Source organism: Vibrio sp. FF266 (genome assembly GCF_041439695.1).
Taxonomy (GTDB): Bacteria; Pseudomonadota; Gammaproteobacteria; order Enterobacterales; family Vibrionaceae; genus Vibrio; species Vibrio tasmaniensis_A.
Window position 1 is genome coordinate 1 of sequence record NZ_JBGOOO010000038.1, and the last position, 18726, is coordinate 18726.

The following is an 18726-nucleotide window of genomic DNA, read 5'->3' on the forward strand; positions in this document are numbered from 1 at the left end:
GTTAGTGATTGTACTCACTTAACTCAGTGTCCAAAACTTCTGGTGCGGATCAGTCGTTGCACACCCACTCAATACAAACAAGAAAACAACCCAAAAACCATACTTCATACAAGACAATTCCTTTAACAAACGATGACTTGGTAGTCAATTGACAACGAACACCTACATCAAGCAACACAGAAGCCATCGCGTACCACACAACGCACAATAAAAACACCATGCGTTTTTAATTAATCTTGAACGGTTTGTTATATGAATTTATTTTAACCGTTGTTCTAAACAGAAATCGATAAAATCTTTTCCAAAATCAGAGAGTGTGAATGCTGTAATTTCCCCCCAACTAATACCAGGACTAATGGGACCACTTAAGCTAGAGTTAAAGAAACCGCCAGATTTTAAACGCTCAAGAGCGACATTAATATCAGAAGAATTTGGTGTATCACTTTTCAAATATTTGTAGCATGACCCTGACTCCGCCTTGTATAGATCTGTTAAAAGATTTATATCCAATTCTGACATTTTCATCAGCTGAGAGATAAAATACTTCTTTTTCTCGTATTCTTGCTCCGCACCTTCAGACAATGAATTAATAAAACAATTATGAAGATAATCTAATTTACTCTCTGTAAAATCCGACTCCACAGCTTCATTTATTTCTTCAATGATAGAAGCTAAAGCAGAACTATCCATTTTGTCAAAATTGATAGCGCTTGGTTCTTGGATCTTATCTTTGAGTTCACTGTAAAATCGCTCTAAACGCTTAAACCGTTTCTCTTGCTTCGCCCCAAAATACAACGCAGAAAGCGAGCCACCAACAACAGGAATTGCACATAAACCGGCATCAATAACTAATGCCCCTTGATCTTTTAAGCTCAATTTATCTTCCGACCTCAATTGTTTCTCCTTATTTACATAACGTCTTGCTAAGTAGCAAGTAGCAGCTAAAGACACTCAAGCAAAGCCACCGTAAACACTCATCTCGACCGAACCAAAAGTGCCAAACGTTAACTGTCTGTTTGAGTGATTTATTAGACTTGCGATTCTGGTGATAGCTGATTTGAGGCTTTATGAAACTGCTCTATCGGGAAAACTTCACCGTTTACATAAAAATACTTTTTAGTGATTTTTCCCTTTAAGCAATCCGGTTGGTTAAGCTCTAACGAGTATTTAGATTCGTAGAAATAATCTAACTCTAGGGAATTGTTTTTTATCTTACTCGTATCAACTCCCGCTTTGAATAAGAATACTCGTTGTTCGGGAGTTGGTGTACTTACAGGCTTTTCTAACTGTATACCTGACACAATCTCATTATTTGTTGTTTTGATATGCCAACTTGAAGTGAAGGGAGTCTCATTTTTCGCGGTTATTTGAAGCACTAGTTCACCTGTTGGCAGAAACTTAGCCAGCGTAACATCCAAATCAGGTGCAGTGTTCTTAAGTGTAATTTCTGCTTCTTGTTTCAAAAACACTACTCGTTCTTCCACTTTCGCTTTTACAAACTGACCCGAAAGTGCCACAACAAAACCCAACGAAATAAAAGCGTAAGGGATAAATTTTATGATCTTTGTTAATTGTTCAACATCATTCCACATTCTGATTATCCTACAAAAAGCCTAACACTTTATCTACTGCAAGCCGCCGCAGAGCATACTTACATTTCCGTCATCCATTTCTCACTCATGCCATTACACATTTATAACTAACCACATGAAAACAGCCGGTTGCACTATGTAGCAACTATCATAGATCAGATTATGTTGTTTTTTGCGACATAACTTGATTAAGGCAAACCAAATGCAGAAATAGTCCAATCAACCAGCGCTAAGTATGCAATTAGCTGAACTTCAAATTGACGCACATCATATCAACATAAGCGTTACGCATAACGTGATCGACATCTAAAGCCTATTTATCAAATTACGGCTTACACTGTGGTGGTGACCATAAGACCCGAAAAATTTTTATTCCGCGGGGTGTGTCCGCGTTTGCAACCCTTAAGGCGTCAGAGGTACCTACAGACCAAAAGTATTACGATGTATAGATAAGCAAGCTTTAGAAGGTCTGTCATTTACGTCTTCAGGTAATGACACCGCCTTCCCTTTCAAATCAGAATAGACACTACCTTTAAGCTCATCGGCAATCAGGACCGTGTATGTCTCTTCGTCAATAGCTAATAAGTCCAGATCCCATAAAGTATGTATCTCAGCTCGTAATAGAATGCCATTGGTAACATGGTTTGAATCAGCGCCGTTATATGGCGTTATATGAGCAGCCTCCAGAACACCTTCAATGCTTGTTCCAGTAATGGCACAACGAGAGTTATAAGCTCTTAACAATGAACGTCTGAAAGCAGCCTGACCGCGTCTTGCGACTATCTGTCGATAAGCTCGTTCACGGCCATCTTGTTCATCTCTCGGGTCATATTGGTTATTCGCACTTTGTGAATCAGAGATCTTATCAATAGCTAAATCTTGATGACGTTTATACGTGAGAGTGTTGATACTTTGAATGGTAAAAATTCCATCCTTCCAAGACGCAACTCGACCAATACCCACAATCTTATACGTTACAGGTTGCGGCTTTTTAGCTTCCTGAATGCAAACTACAACAGGGATATTATTCAGCTTGCAGTAATTTAGACCTTGATTGGTCGCATAATTATCGGCCTTAGAATTTGGTTCACCTTCTTGGTAATACTTATAGCTCCAATTCCCATCTTCATCATAAACGGGTAATTCATCTGCATATGGACTACTTAACGTTTGCTTTACTGACAATGCAAAAGGCATATCTTTGGGCTTATATATACCTTTCGCCGTTGAGCAAATCATGAAATCAGATTGATTTATATCTTTCCAAGGTACGATTTCACCCTGTTTCTGCATTGCCCATTGAAGACGTTTCGAGTGCCACTCTTCCAGGCTCTTAAAAAAGTAATTTTGATATATCAAATCTAGGTTAGAGAGGCGAACCTCAATTTTGGATGCATGCTTCTCGAAAATCAGTGCTTCTTTGTCAATTTCGAACTTCAGAGGAGATAACTCAGCAATAATCGAACTTAGGTCTATTTGATACCTAGACGGGTCTTTTTGCGTAACATTTGCGCTTATCAGCTTACCGTTGACTTCCAGCTCGACAACCTGCCTTTTCACTGTTGTATCAATGCCAAAAAACTCATGGAGCTCACTAGGAAGCCCACTTTTTTTTCACTAACGAGTGTTTTATCTGCTCGTTTAGCAAACATAGATTCACGTAACGGATACCAACTTGTCCCAATAGTCTTACAGCCCATGCTATCTCTTTGATTTTAATATAATGAATTGCTATAAAAATACATGATATTCCTCTAGGTTCCTATAAGTTCTAACCAACATGTATCAAAACTCACAACTTAAGATATTGGAACTCAGTTCCTCCAAAATCTCTTATTATAATTTGGCCCTGAATGGGGGGATATCACACCACGAGTTGCACCTTGAGTATCGTTGGTATGAAGACGGTGACACTGAATTTTCAGAAGCCGCGAATGAAGTGATGTTTGGGTATCGCTATCTCATGCAACGCTCAGCGGTCGAGATATCCGTTATCGAGAACATCTTCAACATGAACAACTCCACCGATGTGACCTTCCAATAGGCCTATCGTCATCAGTGGTAAATGGCAGAAACAAAAAAGTCGAACGGTTAAATTCGACTTTGGAATACTATGTTATTTCTATATAAGTCAGAGCAACTACGCACTCATGATTCTTGAGACTGCGTTGCGAATGTCAGAATCGGCCGCGTTAGCAGGCAAGCTGAATGAGATATATTGATCGCCACGGAAGCTCATTGAGCGATCGATTTCTGCTAAGCAGTGAACCATTGAGCCTTCAACGATGAATGATAGCTCGATCTCTTTGTTATTCATGAAACCGCCGCTACGAAATTCAATCTCTTGGTAACAGCCCGAACGAGAAGCAAAGCTGTTGCCTTTCAAGAAACCCTTCTCTACGTCTGCTTTCACCATTGCCATACCCGATGCTTCAACACCTTGGATAATTTTAGCGACCGTTGGCAATGGGTGTACGGAGATGAAGTCACGGTCTTTAGGGTCAATCGCGAAACCGATATCTAGGTTGGTTTCAACCCATACATGGCATTGATTCATTTGCGCGTTCAACGCGGTGACTGGCGTTTCATCATTTAACTTAAGACGGAATGGAACCAGTTTGGTTTCGCCCGGTTGGATAACGAAAGGCTCTACCGCTTGAATACGACCCAGTGAAAAGGTTTCGTAGCTGGTACTGTCTTCCGTTTCTACTTTTACTTCTGTGTTGAGAACCAAGTTAATCAAGTCGATTTGTTGCTCAACGTCGCCGCCAACAATGTGAACATTGCCAGACAACTCTCCACCTTGGAAAACTTCAATATTATCTAAGACGGTATCAACCTTTGCTGCACCGATGCCCAACGAGGCCTTTAATTTCTTAAACATATTATTTCCCTTCCTAATTATCTGATTTACGAATAGTTATTGCGTGACAATTTGCGACACTTGCCTCACAGAATCAAGCAATTTGCCCTATCTATGTTGAATAAGGTCACATTGCCCGAGGAAATGTTGAAATCGTGAAAAATTCCGTTACTCTATTTGTATAGTCAAATAAGGTTTCACTATGTCGAAAGCGCCGCTCTACCTTCAGATAAAACAGTTCATAGATGACAAGATCAACAATGGTCACTGGCCAGTGGGTTACCAGATAACCACAGAACTCGAACTCACAGAGCAGTTCAATGTGAGTCGAATGACGGTCAATAAAGCCATTCGAGATCTGGTGTCTGAAGGCAAGCTCATCAGGAAACCAAGACTGGGGACTTTTGTTTGTGAACCAGACGAAAAAGCGCAATCTCCGCTGCTTGATATCAACAACATAGCGCAAGAGATCAAAGACCGAGGCCAAACGTATACTAGCCAAGTTATCAAACACGATAGCATTAAGGCTGATGAAAGCACCGCCACACGGTTAGGTGTAATGATTAACGCAGAAGTATTCTATAGTGAAATCATCCACTTTGCGGACAGCGCGCCGATACAATTGGAAGCGCGTTGGGTGAACTCTCAAGCCGCTCCAAAATATCTAAAGCAAGACTTTTCAACCTCTACACCCAACGAATACCTTTCAAAAAGCTGTCCGTTGAGTGCTATCGAGCATACGGTTGAAGCCATTATTCCTGACTCTCAAATCAGAACGTCACTAAAACTTTCTGAATCAGAGCCTTGCCTACTTTTGAATAGAAGAACGTGGAGCAAAGAGCGCCTAATCAGCTTTACATTACTCTACCATCCTGGTTCTAAGTACAAATTAAGCTCCAAGATACTTCTAGATTAAAGAACATCATCCTGATCGCCGATCACATTTTTGCAACATCAACTTGATTCGGGTTAGCGTTTAGCCTATTTATTTGTATATACATTTAATGTTTGGCAAAGATCTAGGTGATTATGAATTTGATCCTCAAAAACGCACGAGTGGTCTCCATGAGCTCGGGAGCCGATGGTTATCAGCCCTCTTCCCCTCAAGATATCGTTATCGAAAGCGGTAAAATCGTGTCCATCTCTTGTTCAAACCAAGGCGTACTTGCTTCTGAGTTAGAACAAGTAAGTGTTGATGATTCTTTGGATTACATCACCTATGATTGCAAGAACAAGTTAGTCACCCCAGGGCTGATTGATTGCCACACCCACCTTGTATTTGCAGGTAATCGTGCCAACGAGTTTGAGCAGCGTTTGAATGGTGTGTCTTACACCGACATCGCCAAGCAAGGCGGTGGTATTTTAGCGACAGTAACCGCAACGCGCGCAGCACAAGAGTCTGAACTGGTTGAAATGGCACTACCTAGGCTCGATGGCCTACTAAGAAGTGGCGTAACCAGCATCGAAGTAAAATCCGGCTATGGTTTAACTCTTGAAGATGAGCTCAAGATGTTACGTGCAGCCAAAGCGTTAGAGAATCATCGCCGAATTAAGATCACCACCACTCTCCTTGCAGCCCATGCTGTGCCACCCGAATATAAAGAACAACCGGACAGCTATATCGATCTGGTTTGCCAAGAGATCATTCCTAAAGCTGCAGAGCAAGGCCTAGCCGATGCGGTTGACGTGTTCTGTGAATCTATCGGCTTCAACCTTGAACAAACCGAACGTGTATTTGCAGCAGCCAAAAAGCATGGGCTAGCGATTAAAGGCCACACTGAACAACTCTCGAATATGGGTGGCAGCGCACTTGCAGCAAAATACGACGCACTCTCTGTTGACCATGTTGAATACCTTGATGAAACCGGAGTAAAAGCACTGGCAGAATCAGGCACAGTTGCCACCTTGCTACCCGGTGCTTTCTACTTCCTGAAAGAGACTCAACAGCCGCCCGTCGCCCTACTTCGTGAACACAACATTCCAATGGCGATCGCGACCGACTTAAACCCCGGCACGTCTCCCTTTGCTGATTTAACACTGATGATGAACATGAGCTGCACCCTATTTGGCACAACGCCTGAAGAAGCGCTACGCGGTGTAACTTGTAACGCTGCGGCCGCCATTGGCGACTCACAAACCAAAGGCAAAATCGAAGTGGGTTATGCCGCTGATTTAGCTATCTGGAATATCGATCACCCTGCCGACTTAAGCTATCAAGTTGGTGTTCCTCATCTTCATAAACGCATTGTTAATGGCGAGGTGTGTCATGACTCAATCTAAATCCAACGGTATTCAAGAGAACACAAAAACCGTACATAACTTTGTGTGGACAGGGCGTAATGATCTTGAAGATGGCGCACTCGGTACACGCGTTCATCACATTACCAAACAAGTGCAACATAGTGATTTAAGTGACGAGCTGAATGACCGCGCAATCGCCTTGGTAGGCTTTGCCAGCGATGCAGGCGTTGCAAGAAACAAAGGTCGAGTGGGCGCGAAACAAGCACCCAACCTGATTCGTCAAGCGTTAGCTAATATGACTTGGCACAGTGACGCACACATCGCTGACCTTGGTGATATCGAGTGCAATGATGGTCAGCTCGAAGTCAGTCAAAAACAGTGTGCTTCTGTGATTGCCAATGCTTTATCAACCAACAAAGTGATTACCCTTGGCGGTGGTCACGAAGTTGCTTGGGCATCGTTCCAAGGGCTCGCTGAGCATTTACATCAAACGGAACGCCTTGATAAAGATCAGCCTGCACGCAAACCTAAAATAGGCATCGTTAACTTTGATGCTCATTTTGATCTTCGAGAATTCGAAAGCGACATTGCTGATGTTAAACCCAGTTCAGGTACGCCTTTTAATCAAATCAGCGATTACTGCCACAAGCATCAATGGCCGTTTCATTACGCTTGTCTTGGCGTTAGCGCGGCCAGCAATACCAAAGCACTGTTTAACAAAGCTGACCAACTGGGTGTTTGGTATGAACACGACCGCAACATGACCCAAGTTAACCAAGTCGCTCAACTGGTTAAGTTGCAAAAATTCATCGCTGAGTGTGATTACCTCTATCTCACCATTGATCTAGATGTATTCCCCGCGGCGACTGCGTCGGGCGTAAGTGCACCAGCGGCAAGAGGCGTGAGCTATGAAGCGCTCGCTCCTTTTCTAGAGCAGATTTTCAAACACAGTGAAAAACTCATTATCGCGGACATTGCGGAATACAACCCAGACTACGACATCGATGGTCAAACGGCTCGATTGGCGGCACGTTTGTGTTGGGATATAGCCAGTGCAATGGCCAGCGACTAATCCAGCTATACCGATAACTACAACTACAACTACAACTACAACTACAACTACAACTACAACTACAACGATATAACGTGAAACAGAAGGAATTCCAAAATGACGGAACACCACAACAGTGACCCTCGTCTCGACACGACTCGCGAAATTCGCGCACCTCATGGCACCACTTTGCGCGCTAAATCTTGGTTAACAGAAGCACCACTGCGTATGCTGATGAACAACCTAGACCCTGATGTGGCAGAACATCCACATGCACTGGTTGTGTATGGCGGTATTGGTCGCGCGGCACGTGATTGGAAATGCTATGACAAGATTGTTGAAGTATTAGAGCGTTTAGAAGACGACCAAACGTTACTTGTTCAATCAGGTAAACCTGTTGGCGTGTTCCCGACTCATAAAAACGCACCCCGCGTACTGATCGCGAATTCTAACCTTGTTCCACACTGGGCGAACTGGGAGCACTTCAACGAGCTCGATAAAGAAGGCTTGATGATGTACGGACAGATGACAGCAGGCAGCTGGATTTACATTGGCTCACAAGGCATCGTTCAAGGTACTTATGAAACGTTTGTTGCTATCGCGAAAAAGCACTTCCAAGGCGAAGCAAACGGCAAGTGGGTTCTAACGGGTGGTCTTGGCGGCATGGGTGGTGCTCAACCTCTTGCTGCGACAATGGCTGGCTTCTCAATGATCGCGGTTGAATGTGATGAATCACGAATCGACTACCGCTTGCGTACTGGCTATGTCGACAGAAAAGCCACCAGCATCGATGAAGCGATGGCCATGATTAAAGAATCAGACACGCCAATCTCTGTTGGCTTGCTTGGTAACGCAGCAGACGTATTCCCAGAGCTTGTTGAACGCAATATCACGCCTGACGTAGTGACTGACCAAACCTCTGCCCACGATCCGCTGAACGGATACTTGCCGCAAGGTTGGACGATGGAGAAAGCAGCACAAGAACGAACCATTGATGAAGCTAAAGTAGTGAAAGCCGCTAAGCAGTCCATGGCCATTCAAGTACAAGCTATGCTAGATCTTCAGTACCGTGGCGCTGCGACCGTAGATTACGGCAACAACATTCGCCAAATGGCACTGGAAGAAGGCGTAGAAAACGCATTTGATTTCCCAGGTTTCGTTCCTGCTTATATTCGTCCTCTGTTCTGTGAAGGCATCGGTCCGTTCCGTTGGGCTGCCCTTTCTGGCGACCCAGAAGACATCTACAAAACAGACCAAAAAGTAAAAGAACTGATTCCTGACAACCCACATCTACATAACTGGCTAGATATGGCGCGTGAACGCATTCAGTTCCAAGGCCTACCAGCTCGTATCTGTTGGGTTGGATTGAAAGATCGTGAACGTTTAGGACAAGCATTCAATGAAATGGTGAAAAATGGCGAACTGAAAGCACCCGTTGTTATCGGTCGTGACCACCTAGATTCGGGCTCAGTAGCAAGCCCGAACCGCGAAACAGAAGGCATGATGGATGGCTCTGATGCAGTTTCTGATTGGCCTCTTTTGAATGCCCTTCTGAACACAGCTGGTGGCGCAACATGGGTTTCTCTGCACCATGGCGGCGGCGTTGGCATGGGCTTCTCACAACACTCGGGTATGGTGATTTGTTGTGACGGTAGCGAAGATGCATCACAACGTATTGCTCGTGTACTTCACAATGATCCGGCTACTGGCGTTATGCGTCATGCTGATGCGGGTTACGATATTGCCAAGCAGTGTGCTAAAGAGCAGAAGCTTGATTTACCTATGCTAAACGAAGAACTTCGTCGCCTTTAATGTCTGGAGAAAACATGTTGAATTTATTACTTAAGCCAGGACTTCTAGGCCTGCCTGAACTGCGTAAGATTAGCCGTAGCCCTGTGAATTTATCTCTCGATCCTGCAGCGATTCCTGATATAGAAGCGAGCATGCACGTTGTCGAACAAGTGATTGCTGAAGATCGCACCGTGTATGGCATCAACACGGGTTTTGGCTTGTTAGCAAATACCAAAATCGCCCCTGAGGATTTAGAAGTACTACAGAAAAGTATCGTGCTTTCTCACGCGGCGGGCATTGGTAAATTCATGTCTGATGAAACTGTTCGCTTGATGATGGTGTTAAAGATTAACAGCTTGTCTCGCGGTTACTCTGGTATCCGCCTCAAAGTGATTAATGCCCTTATCGATCTTGTGAACGCACAGGTTTACCCATGTGTTCCACAAAAAGGATCTGTGGGTGCTTCAGGAGATCTTGCTCCCCTCGCCCACATGAGTACGGTACTGCTAGGTGAAGGCCAAGCACGCCACAACGGCAAGATCATCACTGGCTTAGAAGCAATGCAGATCGCAGGCTTGGAGCCTATAACGCTAGCACCTAAAGAAGGTCTGGCGCTGTTAAACGGCACACAAGCATCGACAGCCTTTGCACTAGAAGGTCTGTTCGCAGCTGAAGACTTATTCGCGTCTGCAACCGTGTGTGGTGCAATGTCTGTAGAAGCCGCGCTGGGTAGCCGTCGTCCGTTTGATCCGCGTATTCATCGCGTTCGTGGTCATCGTGGCCAGATGGATGCAGCACTTGCTTACCGTCATATGCTTGATCAAAAGAGTGAGATTGGTGAATCACACACTTGTTGTGAAAAGGTTCAAGACCCTTACTCACTGCGTTGTCAGCCTCAAGTGATGGGGGCATGTTTACAGCAGATTCGTAATTCAGCAGAAACCTTAAACATTGAAGCAAATGCCGTATCCGACAACCCGCTAGTTTTCGCTGACGATGGCGACATCATTTCGGGCGGTAACTTCCACGCAGAACCTGTCGCAATGGCAGCAGATAACCTTGCATTGGCCATTACCGAGATCGGTAGCTTGTCAGAGCGTAGAATGGCGCTGCTGATTGATAGCGCGCTAAGCAAACTACCGCCTTTCTTAGTCGATAACGGTGGCGTGAACTCAGGCTTTATGATTGCTCAAGTAACGTCTGCAGCACTCGCTAGTGAGAACAAAACATTGGCTCATCCTGCGTCAATTGACAGCCTACCTACTTCTGCAAACCAAGAAGACCACGTATCAATGGCCACCTTTGCCGCTCGTAGGCTTAGATACATGGCTGAAAATACCCGTGGGATATTGGCAGTAGAATATTTAGCAGCAGCACAAGGGCTAGACTTCCGCGCTCCGAATCTATCTTCTCCTCGTGTGGAAGAAGCGAAGCAAATTTTGCGTGAGAAAGTGAGCTTCTACGACAAAGACAGATATTTTGCTCCAGATATTGAGCAAGCTAACCTGTTACTCAAGTTATCCGTTCATAACCACTTAATGCCAGAAGGTACGCTGTCAAGTTTTTAATACTTTCCGTATACTGGGCTGTACTCTCGTTACAGCCCACTTGTCCATAAAAAATGAATACACTTATTGATAGGAGTGATACTATCCGAAAAATCATCACTCACCGTCGGAAAGTTCATTACCAATGATAACAAAAAATCCCCAATCCTGCTTACAACAGCCCTTATCAGCACCTTATTCTTAGCCGGCTGTGGATCAGACTCAAGCAATAAAGCACCAGCGAAACCTACGACTCCAACGACTCCAACGACTCCAACGACTCCAACGACTCCAACGCTAACGAAAGTCGCGACCTATACCAGCATTAAAAACTGTTCAACAGCAGCTGAAGTGCCAAACTGTGCTTTTGAAAAAGGTATTTACATTCTGCCGATTGGTCCAAACATTACTCAAACACAACAAGACGCAGTTAAAACTCAAGTCGAAAATTTGCTTAAATGGGCTCATGACGACGTGAGAAAACAGTTTAGCCAGAAAAAGATACTCATTGGCATAACAGAAGGAGAACCAGATCCTTCTACAGCTCATGGTAAATTCGTGCTTGCACTTGCACAAAATATGTATGCGAGCACCCCTAACATCAATGGTTTAGAGCTTATTTATACTGACCTGTCAGGCGTAGATGAAACAAAAAGCACCACGACATACCAAAAGCTGCTGCAAGTTTTCGATTACTATGTTGATGGTGACAACAATACAGCCGTTGGTGCTGAATTGGCCAAAAGCTACGATGGTTTCAAAACTCTCATCAATAAGAAAATAGGAACAGGTACACAAGCTTTAGGTTATCTAAAATACGATGAATGTAACTACGGCAACGGGCAGTTAGGTGCAGATCGTATTGATGGTACTCCAAGCAAATGTCTCTCAAGTAATGGTACAAGTATTAATGACGATGGTGATGACATTTCGAATGGCAAATTAGACTCAGTCCATACTGTCAAAAAGAACCTCAACCCAGGCGCATTTTTAGGATTGGTTTACGAATACAAAGTGAACCCTGCTAACGGTAAGTTCCCGAATGAGCTGAAAGACGCAAACCAGCCAAAAGGCTTTACTGCGGTCGGCAAAATCGCAAGTGGTGAAACAACAACCGCTAATTACCCATTTAACTATGCGAACCTTGCTTTTACACCGATGAGTGATTATTTAGATAAGTGGTTCTTCCCTAATAAAAAATAAGCTTATATAAATAAAGGTCTAGATTTTCTAGACCTTTATTATTTTTCTCACCAGCCCGCCTTCTCATCAATCTCCCTCCTTTTCGGCCCTCGTAAACTGGATAGACCATTAAAACCAAGTTAGTTAGCTATAATCCCCGCCAGATTTGATGACTAATAGCGATACTATGTTTCTGACACCTTACTTTTCTACTGAAGACAATCAATTTCAATTCACTCGTGAACAGGCTAGCCACTTTGCTAAAAAAGTAGCTGCTGACTTCAACCCAATTCACGATGAAGACAACAAACGCTTCTGCGTGCCTGGCGATCTTTTGTTTGCAGTACTTCTGCAAAAAGAAGGCATCAGCCAAAAAATGCGTTTTGATTTTTCAGGTATGGTGGGTAACGGTATTGCGCTAAGCGTTGACAACAAGTGTGAGAAAGAAAGCTCACTGGTTGACGAGAAAGGCAAAGAGTACCTACACATGTCTTGTGAAGGTGAAAAGAGCCACGATCAAGCATTCATCGAACACGTAGTAACAAACTACGTTAAGTTCTCAGGCATGAACTTCCCACACATCATGGTTCCTCTTATGGAAGAACAACAAATGATGATCAACTGCCAACGTCCTCTTGTGATTTACGAGAGCATGGAAGTTGAATTTACTCGCCTAGACCTATCTCACCCAGAAGTTGAATTCTCTGGTGCGACTTTTGATGTTGAAGGCAAGCGTGGCATCGTGACACTGAACTTTGATTTCAAAGAAGACGGTGAAGTAGTCGGTAAAGGCGTAAAGCGCATGGTAGCAAGTGGTCTTAAGCCATACGACCAAGCTTCTGTAGACGACCTAGTAAACCGCTTCAACGAACGTAAAGAGATGTTTCTAGCTCAGTTCGCAGCTGCCGCTTAATCAGCACTCTTATTTACATCACTTGATGTAAATAACTAGAGACAAGATCAATAAAGCCCAGCTTGGTATCACAAGCTGGGCTTTTTTATTTCGATGACTAATGACATCAAGTCACTCAAGCCTGTATTCAAGTCAGAACTAAATCCAGCGCCTAACCTTTTGTTTGTAATCAACATATTCCGCACCGAATAATTGCTCTAGAGCGCGTTCTTCTGGCTTAATTTGGAACTGATTCATGTAGATTACGAATACAAAACTGAGTAAGACACTGAACAGGTTTTGGAAGAAGTAGCCAAAACAAAACAGTAGGATAAATAGCCCTAGATACATTGGGTTTCGCGTGTAGCCAAAGATTCCACTGTCCACAACTGCAGAAGCGGTGTCGACTTTGATCGGATTAACGGTGGTTTTCTGTTTGCGAAACTCCCATATGCCTGATATCCCAATAACACCACTCAAGACAATCCCGATACCGAGCACAACCATTCGATAAGGCATTGCCAATGTTCCTTGGCTCAACTGCTGAGCGCAGAAGTATGATGCTACGAATACAATAATGAACAGTGCAACGGGTGGTACTTTTAATTCTAGAAAATTCATACTTTTCCTTATTAACATTCCTTTGTTAGTTTAGAAAAAAGCCCAGCAATTGCTGGGCTAAATGTATTAAAGAATTTTTGCTAGCGCTTGTAATGGGTGAGCAAGCTTCTCACCTTCAAAACGCTTCACTTGGCTACGGCAAGAATAACCCGTCACCAAACAACGATCTTTTGGTAAGTCCTGCATTTGAGGCTTCCAGCTTAAACCGTATATGTCTTTCGACATTTGTAACTTATCAACTTCATGCCCGAAGGTGCCCGCCATACCACAACAGCCAACCGGAACGCTGGTTAACGCAGCACCAAAGTGCTTGAAGATAGTGCCCCACTCTTTTTCAGCGTTCGGCATTTTGGTTTTCTCAGTACAGTGAGCAAACAAGTACCACATATCTTCACTTGCTGAACGTGCTTCGAACTCACCTAACGATGGCATTAACCATTCATGCACGGTAAGCACATCAAAGTCGCCACGTTTGTCACCTAAGATCTCTACGTATTCATCGCGGTAACAAAGCACAAGAGCCGGGTCCACACCCACCAAAGGAATACCGATATCCGCCACCATCGACAAGAAATCCGATGTTGATTTCGCTTCACGCGCAAAACGACTTAAGAAGCCTTTAATGTGCAGAGCTTTACCATTTGGCTTAAACGGCAGCAACACCGGAGTTTTACCAAGTTTTTGAGCCAGAGTGACGAAGTCTTCAATCACCTCCGCATCATAAAAGCTAGTGAACGGGTCTTGAACGATCAGCACATGCTGTTTCTTCTCTTCAGAAGACAAGCCTTCTAAGTACTGTAAGTCGAAGAGTTGCAGCTCTTTGCTCGCCAGACGATTTTTAAGTGTAGGTACCGACATCAAAGGAGCATCAACATAACCGACCGTCCTAGCCGTTGCCGTTTGTATCCACTTTTGACCCAATGCAGCGTTCACTACTTTTGGCGCTTTCGCCATCAGCGGCAGCATGGTTTCAATGTTAGCGACTAAATAGTCTTTTGCTGGGCGCTGGTAACGCGAATAGTAGATGTTTAAGAATCGAGAACGGAAACTTGGTACATCAACTTTAATAGGACACTGGCTCGCACACGCTTTACACGCCAAACAACCGTTCATCGCTTCATGAACTTCATGCGAGAAATCGTACTCATGCCGTTTGTTCATCGTGTTACGAACACGTTCCACCATGGTTTTAATCGGAGTATTGTCCTTCAGCGCTTCTTGCTCTAAATCGAGAATATCGACGCCTTGTTCCGTTAACTGACGCAACCATTCACGAACCAAGCCTGCACGGCCCTTTGGTGAATGACGACGGTCAGCCGTGACTTTCATCGAAGGACACATTGGCGAACTCGTATCGTAGTTGAAACACAAGCCGTTACCATTACATTCCATCGCTTGCTTGAAGCTATCACGGACTTGTACGTCGATCTGGCGATCGTAGAAACCACGCTTGGTATCAGTGACTTTCACCAACTCAGCATCGCTTTCTAACGGCGTACAGATCTTGCCTGGGTTCATCTGGTTATGCGGGTCAAATGCCGCTTTAACACGTCTTAATTCGGTAAACAGCTCTTCACCAAAGAAGTCAGGACCATACTCAGAACGGAAGCCTTTACCGTGTTCACCCCACATCAAGCCGCCGTATTTAGCCACCAGCTTAACCACTTCATCAGAGACTTCATGCATCAATGCTTCTTGCATCGGATCACACAAATCTAAAGCAGGACGAACGTGCAGTACGCCCGCATCCACGTGACCAAACATGCCGTAGTTCAACTCTTTTGAATCGAGTAAGACTCTAAATTCAGAGATGAAGTCGGCCAAGTTTTCTGGTGGTACACAGGTATCTTCAGCAAAAGCGACTGGCTTAGCTCGGCCTTTCGCCGCACCTAATAGACCTACCGCTTTCTTACGCATGTTGTAGATTCGGCCAATGCTCGCCAAATCACTGCACACTTGGAAGCCAATCACACCCGCGTCTTCAGTTTCTACCATGCTTTCAAGCTTTGCGGTCAGCGCTTGAACTTGTTGTTCAACTTCCGCTTCATCTTGGCCTGCAAACTCAACCATGTTGATGCCAAGCATCTCTTTATTTGGAACGTCCATAAGCAAATCGCTCACGGTGTGCCAAACAATGTCTTGTTTCGCTAGGTTCAATACTCTTGAATCCACCGTTTCTACAGACAGCGCTTTCGCTTCTACCATGAACGGCGCATTACGCAGTGCAGAATCGAACGTGTTGTATTTCACGTTGACCAACGTTCGTGCTTTTGGAATCGGCGTGAGGTTCAGCTTTGCTTCAGTGATGAATGCTAATGAACCTTCTGCACCACATAGAACACGAGTCAGGTCAAAGCTATCGTCTTCTTCGTTGATTGCGTTCTTTAAATCGTAACCAGTTAAGAAGCGGTTCAATGGTGGGAATTTATTAAGAATTTGAGCGCGCTTATCTCGACAAACTGCCTCAGTAACCGCAAGGGCATGGTGAGCAAATTCACCTTCAGCAGGTAAGCCGTGTGATAAATCGGATTCGAGACATGAACCATCTGCGAAGACGGCTTGCAGCGACAACACATGGTCAGACGTTTTACCGTACTTCAATGACCCTTGGCCCGAAGCATCGGTATTGATCATTCCACCTAAGGTTGCTCGGTTACTGGTAGAAAGGTCTGGAGAGAAAAAGTAACCATACGGACGCACAGCATCGTTCAATTGGTCTTTAACGATACCTGACTGAACTCTTACCCAGCCTTCTTGCTCGTTAATCTCAAGAACCTTGTTCATATAACGAGAAAGGTCAACCACGACGCCTTTTGTTAAAGACTGTCCGTTAGTACCGGTACCACCGCCACGAGGGGAAAAGGTCACGCGTTCGTAAGCAGATTTTGCACCCACTTTACCGATCAACACAACGTCTTGAGTTGTTTTAGGGAGAATAACTGCCTGCGGCAATTGCTGATAGACACTGTTATCAGTCGCCACAGCCAAACGGCTAGAATATTGAGATTCAATGTCGCCAGTAAAGCCCGCTGTTTTTAGTTCATCTAAAAAGCGTACGACTACTGGATCGACATCAGCATTGAGTTGAAGTCTTGGTAACATTTGCTTCCTGCCCCTACTTCGCTGATCCTATCAGCATTGGGTTATCTGAGATTTTTAATATTTTTCTTTGAATTTCGTCACTTTACTACTATTAAGATCATATAAAAAGGTGATCAAATAAGAATCTCGGTGCAAGAATGGAGAAATAGTCACTTTCGTCTTAATTCAGTAGTAAGATAGTAGATAACTTTTTTACGACATCTCCATGAGCAAATAACAATGAAAAAAAGCAAAACAGTCACAACTGAAGATATTCTTCTTAAGCTATGCCAATCAGTCTCAAACGTACTTACTTCAGCGACGGCTTCACAGGTGTCCTACTCAGCAATGGTTCAAAAGATCAACAAGACAAGCCTTAAGCCAGATTTTGGTTGTTTCGTCTTGTTCGACGGCGGTTTTTCAGGTCTTGTTGTTATCAATTTTACGTCGAAAGCAGCGCTAGAGATCTACACAAATTACATGCGTAATATGGGCATGCCTGAAGACGAACTCGCTGTACTTCATACTTCAGACGAAGTAGGTGATGTATTAGGTGAGTTGATGAACCAGTTGGTTGGCGACTTTACAAACAAAATCCGTAAAGAACTGCAAACTAACATCACACAAAACCAACCGAAAATGCTGGCACTGAACAAGCAAGTGAACCTTTCTGTTGATACTAACTTAGATCGCCCGCAAGCTCGTCGTGTTACTTTCTCTACTGCCGACAACAACATTTTCTACCTTGAGCTTGCAATGGACAAAACTGAATTCATCCAATTGGAAGAATTTGAAATCGCTGAAGACGAATGTCCAGACAGCATTCTTGAAGCGACTCAGAAAAAAATGCAAGAACCAAAGCAGCCAGAGCAAAGTTCAGGCAACGATTCTGCAGCTGATTTACTCGATGAACTTGGAATCTAGTTTGCGAAAGCTCTAGCACATCCTAAAAATCGTGTCACTAACGCCATCAATCCTCTTGATGGCGTTTTGTTTTGTCCGGGACCCGCCGCTTCCTTCCTATATCCTTATCTTCCACAATCGTTCACCACATTCCTACAAATGACTTTTGACTTTGCTGTTGCTCGCCAAAACATGTAAAATGTTGGACTTTTAAAAATTTGCGGTAATGATTAAGTTGTCGATGGATAAGAAAAAAGCCCTAAAGAAAATTGCCAAGTGTCTTGAGCTTGGAAACTCTGCGAACGTCAATGAAGCTGCCAATGCGATAAAAATGGCACATAACTTGATGCTGAAATATGGTCTCGAAAAGGACGATATTGAATTTATCAAGATGGGAAAAACTCAATCCAGTCACCTGTTACCTGCAAATATCAGCTCTACACTGCTGCGTGTTATTCGTGGTATTAACACCAAGTTTGGCGTAGAAGCCGTGTTACTGAATCACAAAGGCCTTAAGCGCGTTGAATTCATTGGTGAAGCCGATCGCGCTATCTTCGCAGCTTTTGCGTTCGATATTATTTATCGCGAACTGAATGAGCACACTGGCCAATTCAGAAACAGTTTTGCGGGCTCGGGAACAGGGACACTAGAAGTAACACGTCGCGTAAACTCTTACGTTTCGGGTTGGGTAGAAGGTGCACTTGAAAAACTGCCTGTTATCACCCCAGACGACGAGTCAAACAACAAGATCAATAACTACATTGATAAAGAGTTCCAAAACATCGACCGCGAAACGTTCAAACAACAACTCAGAGAAGCGATGAAAAACCTCACCGCAGACTATGAAGTTGGTTTGAAGAAAGGTCGAAAACTGTCTGTAAATCGACCAGTTGGCGGAACTCAAGCGGTTAAAAAGATAACTAAATCATAGAGCCACTTTACATTGCTTCAGCGTATTGATA

The 18726-nt window shown here is 43.9% G+C and carries 15 protein-coding genes and 1 pseudogene; 10 read left to right on the plus strand and 6 right to left on the minus strand.

Annotation, left to right across the window (positions count from 1 at the left end; all coding sequences use genetic code 11):
- Positions 1-258: 258 nt before the first annotated feature.
- From ACED59_RS20165 to ACED59_RS20175, 3 genes are all read right to left on the minus strand, one after another.
- The gene (locus ACED59_RS20165) at positions 259-876 is read right to left on the minus strand and encodes a hypothetical protein (RefSeq protein WP_241762565.1); all 618 of its coding nucleotides are present in this window, start codon (positions 874-876) and stop codon (positions 259-261) included.
- Between the two features lie 152 nt (positions 877-1028).
- Entirely contained in the window at positions 1029-1592 is a 564-nt protein-coding gene (locus ACED59_RS20170) for a hypothetical protein (RefSeq protein WP_017091626.1), read from the minus strand.
- Positions 1593-2012: 420 nt separating this feature from the next.
- On the minus strand, positions 2013-3152 hold the full coding sequence (locus tag ACED59_RS20175) for an HNH endonuclease (RefSeq protein ID WP_017098759.1): 1140 nt from the start codon (positions 3150-3152) through the stop codon (positions 2013-2015).
- Between the two features lie 307 nt (positions 3153-3459).
- Between ACED59_RS20175 and ACED59_RS20180 the strand changes: the two are divergent.
- Positions 3460-3636 (plus strand): annotated as a pseudogene (locus ACED59_RS20180) (DUF3187 family protein); the annotation flags it as partial.
- Positions 3637-3732: 96 nt separating this feature from the next.
- Here ACED59_RS20180 and ACED59_RS20185 read toward each other — a convergent pair.
- Positions 3733-4476, minus strand: coding sequence for a sporulation protein (locus ACED59_RS20185; RefSeq protein WP_016789246.1), 744 nt, complete (start codon positions 4474-4476; stop codon positions 3733-3735).
- A 181-nt stretch (positions 4477-4657) separates the two neighbouring features.
- Between ACED59_RS20185 and hutC the strand changes: the two genes are divergently transcribed.
- The 7 genes from hutC (at position 4658) to ACED59_RS20220 (ending at position 13180) form a co-directional block, all read left to right on the plus strand.
- Positions 4658-5371, plus strand: a complete 714-nt coding sequence (gene hutC, locus ACED59_RS20190; protein WP_017098758.1) for a histidine utilization repressor — start codon at positions 4658-4660, stop codon at positions 5369-5371.
- A gap of 113 nt (positions 5372-5484) precedes the next feature.
- Entirely contained in the window at positions 5485-6735 is a 1251-nt protein-coding gene (gene hutI, locus ACED59_RS20195; protein WP_029224033.1) for an imidazolonepropionase, read from the plus strand.
- On the plus strand, positions 6722-7768 hold the full coding sequence (hutG, locus tag ACED59_RS20200; protein ID WP_017098756.1) for a formimidoylglutamase: 1047 nt from the start codon (positions 6722-6724) through the stop codon (positions 7766-7768). Before hutI ends, hutG begins: the two co-directional genes overlap by 14 nt.
- A gap of 96 nt (positions 7769-7864) precedes the next feature.
- Positions 7865-9559, plus strand: coding sequence for a urocanate hydratase (hutU, locus tag ACED59_RS20205; protein WP_017098755.1), 1695 nt, complete (start codon positions 7865-7867; stop codon positions 9557-9559).
- A 14-nt stretch (positions 9560-9573) separates the two neighbouring features.
- Positions 9574-11106 carry a histidine ammonia-lyase gene (gene hutH / locus ACED59_RS20210; protein ID WP_032499955.1) on the plus strand — a complete coding sequence of 511 codons (1533 nt, stop codon included), beginning with the start codon at positions 9574-9576 and terminating at the stop codon, positions 11104-11106.
- Positions 11107-11181: 75 nt separating this feature from the next.
- Positions 11182-12288 carry a histidine ammonia-lyase gene (locus tag ACED59_RS20215; RefSeq protein ID WP_371705094.1) on the plus strand — a complete coding sequence of 369 codons (1107 nt, stop codon included), beginning with the start codon at positions 11182-11184 and terminating at the stop codon, positions 12286-12288.
- A gap of 166 nt (positions 12289-12454) precedes the next feature.
- Complete coding sequence (locus ACED59_RS20220; protein WP_010438254.1) at positions 12455-13180, plus strand: DUF3581 domain-containing protein; 726 nt, start codon at positions 12455-12457, stop codon at positions 13178-13180.
- A gap of 138 nt (positions 13181-13318) precedes the next feature.
- Here ACED59_RS20220 and ACED59_RS20225 read toward each other — a convergent pair whose 3' ends face one another.
- A complete protein-coding gene (locus ACED59_RS20225) occupies positions 13319-13780 on the minus strand; it encodes an isoprenylcysteine carboxylmethyltransferase family protein (protein ID WP_017098752.1) in 462 nt (153 codons plus the stop codon).
- Between the two features lie 66 nt (positions 13781-13846).
- Positions 13847-16882, minus strand: a complete 3036-nt coding sequence (locus tag ACED59_RS20230; RefSeq protein ID WP_017098751.1) for an FAD-binding and (Fe-S)-binding domain-containing protein — start codon at positions 16880-16882, stop codon at positions 13847-13849.
- Positions 16883-17101: 219 nt separating this feature from the next.
- Here ACED59_RS20230 and ACED59_RS20235 point away from each other — a divergent pair, with 219 nt between their 5' ends.
- Positions 17102-17785 carry a DUF3334 family protein gene (locus tag ACED59_RS20235; protein WP_009846485.1) on the plus strand — a complete coding sequence of 228 codons (684 nt, stop codon included), beginning with the start codon at positions 17102-17104 and terminating at the stop codon, positions 17783-17785.
- A 220-nt stretch (positions 17786-18005) separates the two neighbouring features.
- The gene (locus tag ACED59_RS20240) at positions 18006-18695 is read left to right on the plus strand and encodes a DUF2786 domain-containing protein (protein ID WP_009846484.1); all 690 of its coding nucleotides are present in this window, start codon (positions 18006-18008) and stop codon (positions 18693-18695) included.
- Positions 18696-18726 lie beyond the last annotated feature (31 nt).

Excerpts from the sequence above, each read along its gene's own strand:
- hutH (WP_032499955.1), top strand. The coding sequence starts at position 9,574 with ATGTTGAATTTATTACTTAAGCCAGGACTTCTAGGCCTGCCTGAACTG.
- ACED59_RS20185 (WP_016789246.1), bottom strand. The coding sequence starts at position 4,476 with ATGTTTAAGAAATTAAAGGCCTCGTTGGGCATCGGTGCAGCAAAGGTT.
- hutC (WP_017098758.1), top strand. The coding sequence starts at position 4,658 with ATGTCGAAAGCGCCGCTCTACCTTCAGATAAAACAGTTCATAGATGAC.
- ACED59_RS20220 (WP_010438254.1), top strand. The coding sequence starts at position 12,455 with ATGTTTCTGACACCTTACTTTTCTACTGAAGACAATCAATTTCAATTC.
- hutG (WP_017098756.1), top strand. The coding sequence starts at position 6,722 with ATGACTCAATCTAAATCCAACGGTATTCAAGAGAACACAAAAACCGTA.
- ACED59_RS20170 (WP_017091626.1), bottom strand. The coding sequence starts at position 1,592 with ATGTGGAATGATGTTGAACAATTAACAAAGATCATAAAATTTATCCCT.
- ACED59_RS20235 (WP_009846485.1), top strand. The coding sequence starts at position 17,102 with ATGAAAAAAAGCAAAACAGTCACAACTGAAGATATTCTTCTTAAGCTA.
- hutU (WP_017098755.1), top strand. The coding sequence starts at position 7,865 with ATGACGGAACACCACAACAGTGACCCTCGTCTCGACACGACTCGCGAA.
- ACED59_RS20230 (WP_017098751.1), bottom strand. The coding sequence starts at position 16,882 with ATGTTACCAAGACTTCAACTCAATGCTGATGTCGATCCAGTAGTCGTA.
- ACED59_RS20225 (WP_017098752.1), bottom strand. The coding sequence starts at position 13,780 with ATGAATTTTCTAGAATTAAAAGTACCACCCGTTGCACTGTTCATTATT.
- ACED59_RS20240 (WP_009846484.1), top strand. The coding sequence starts at position 18,006 with ATGGATAAGAAAAAAGCCCTAAAGAAAATTGCCAAGTGTCTTGAGCTT.
- hutI (WP_029224033.1), top strand. The coding sequence starts at position 5,485 with ATGAATTTGATCCTCAAAAACGCACGAGTGGTCTCCATGAGCTCGGGA.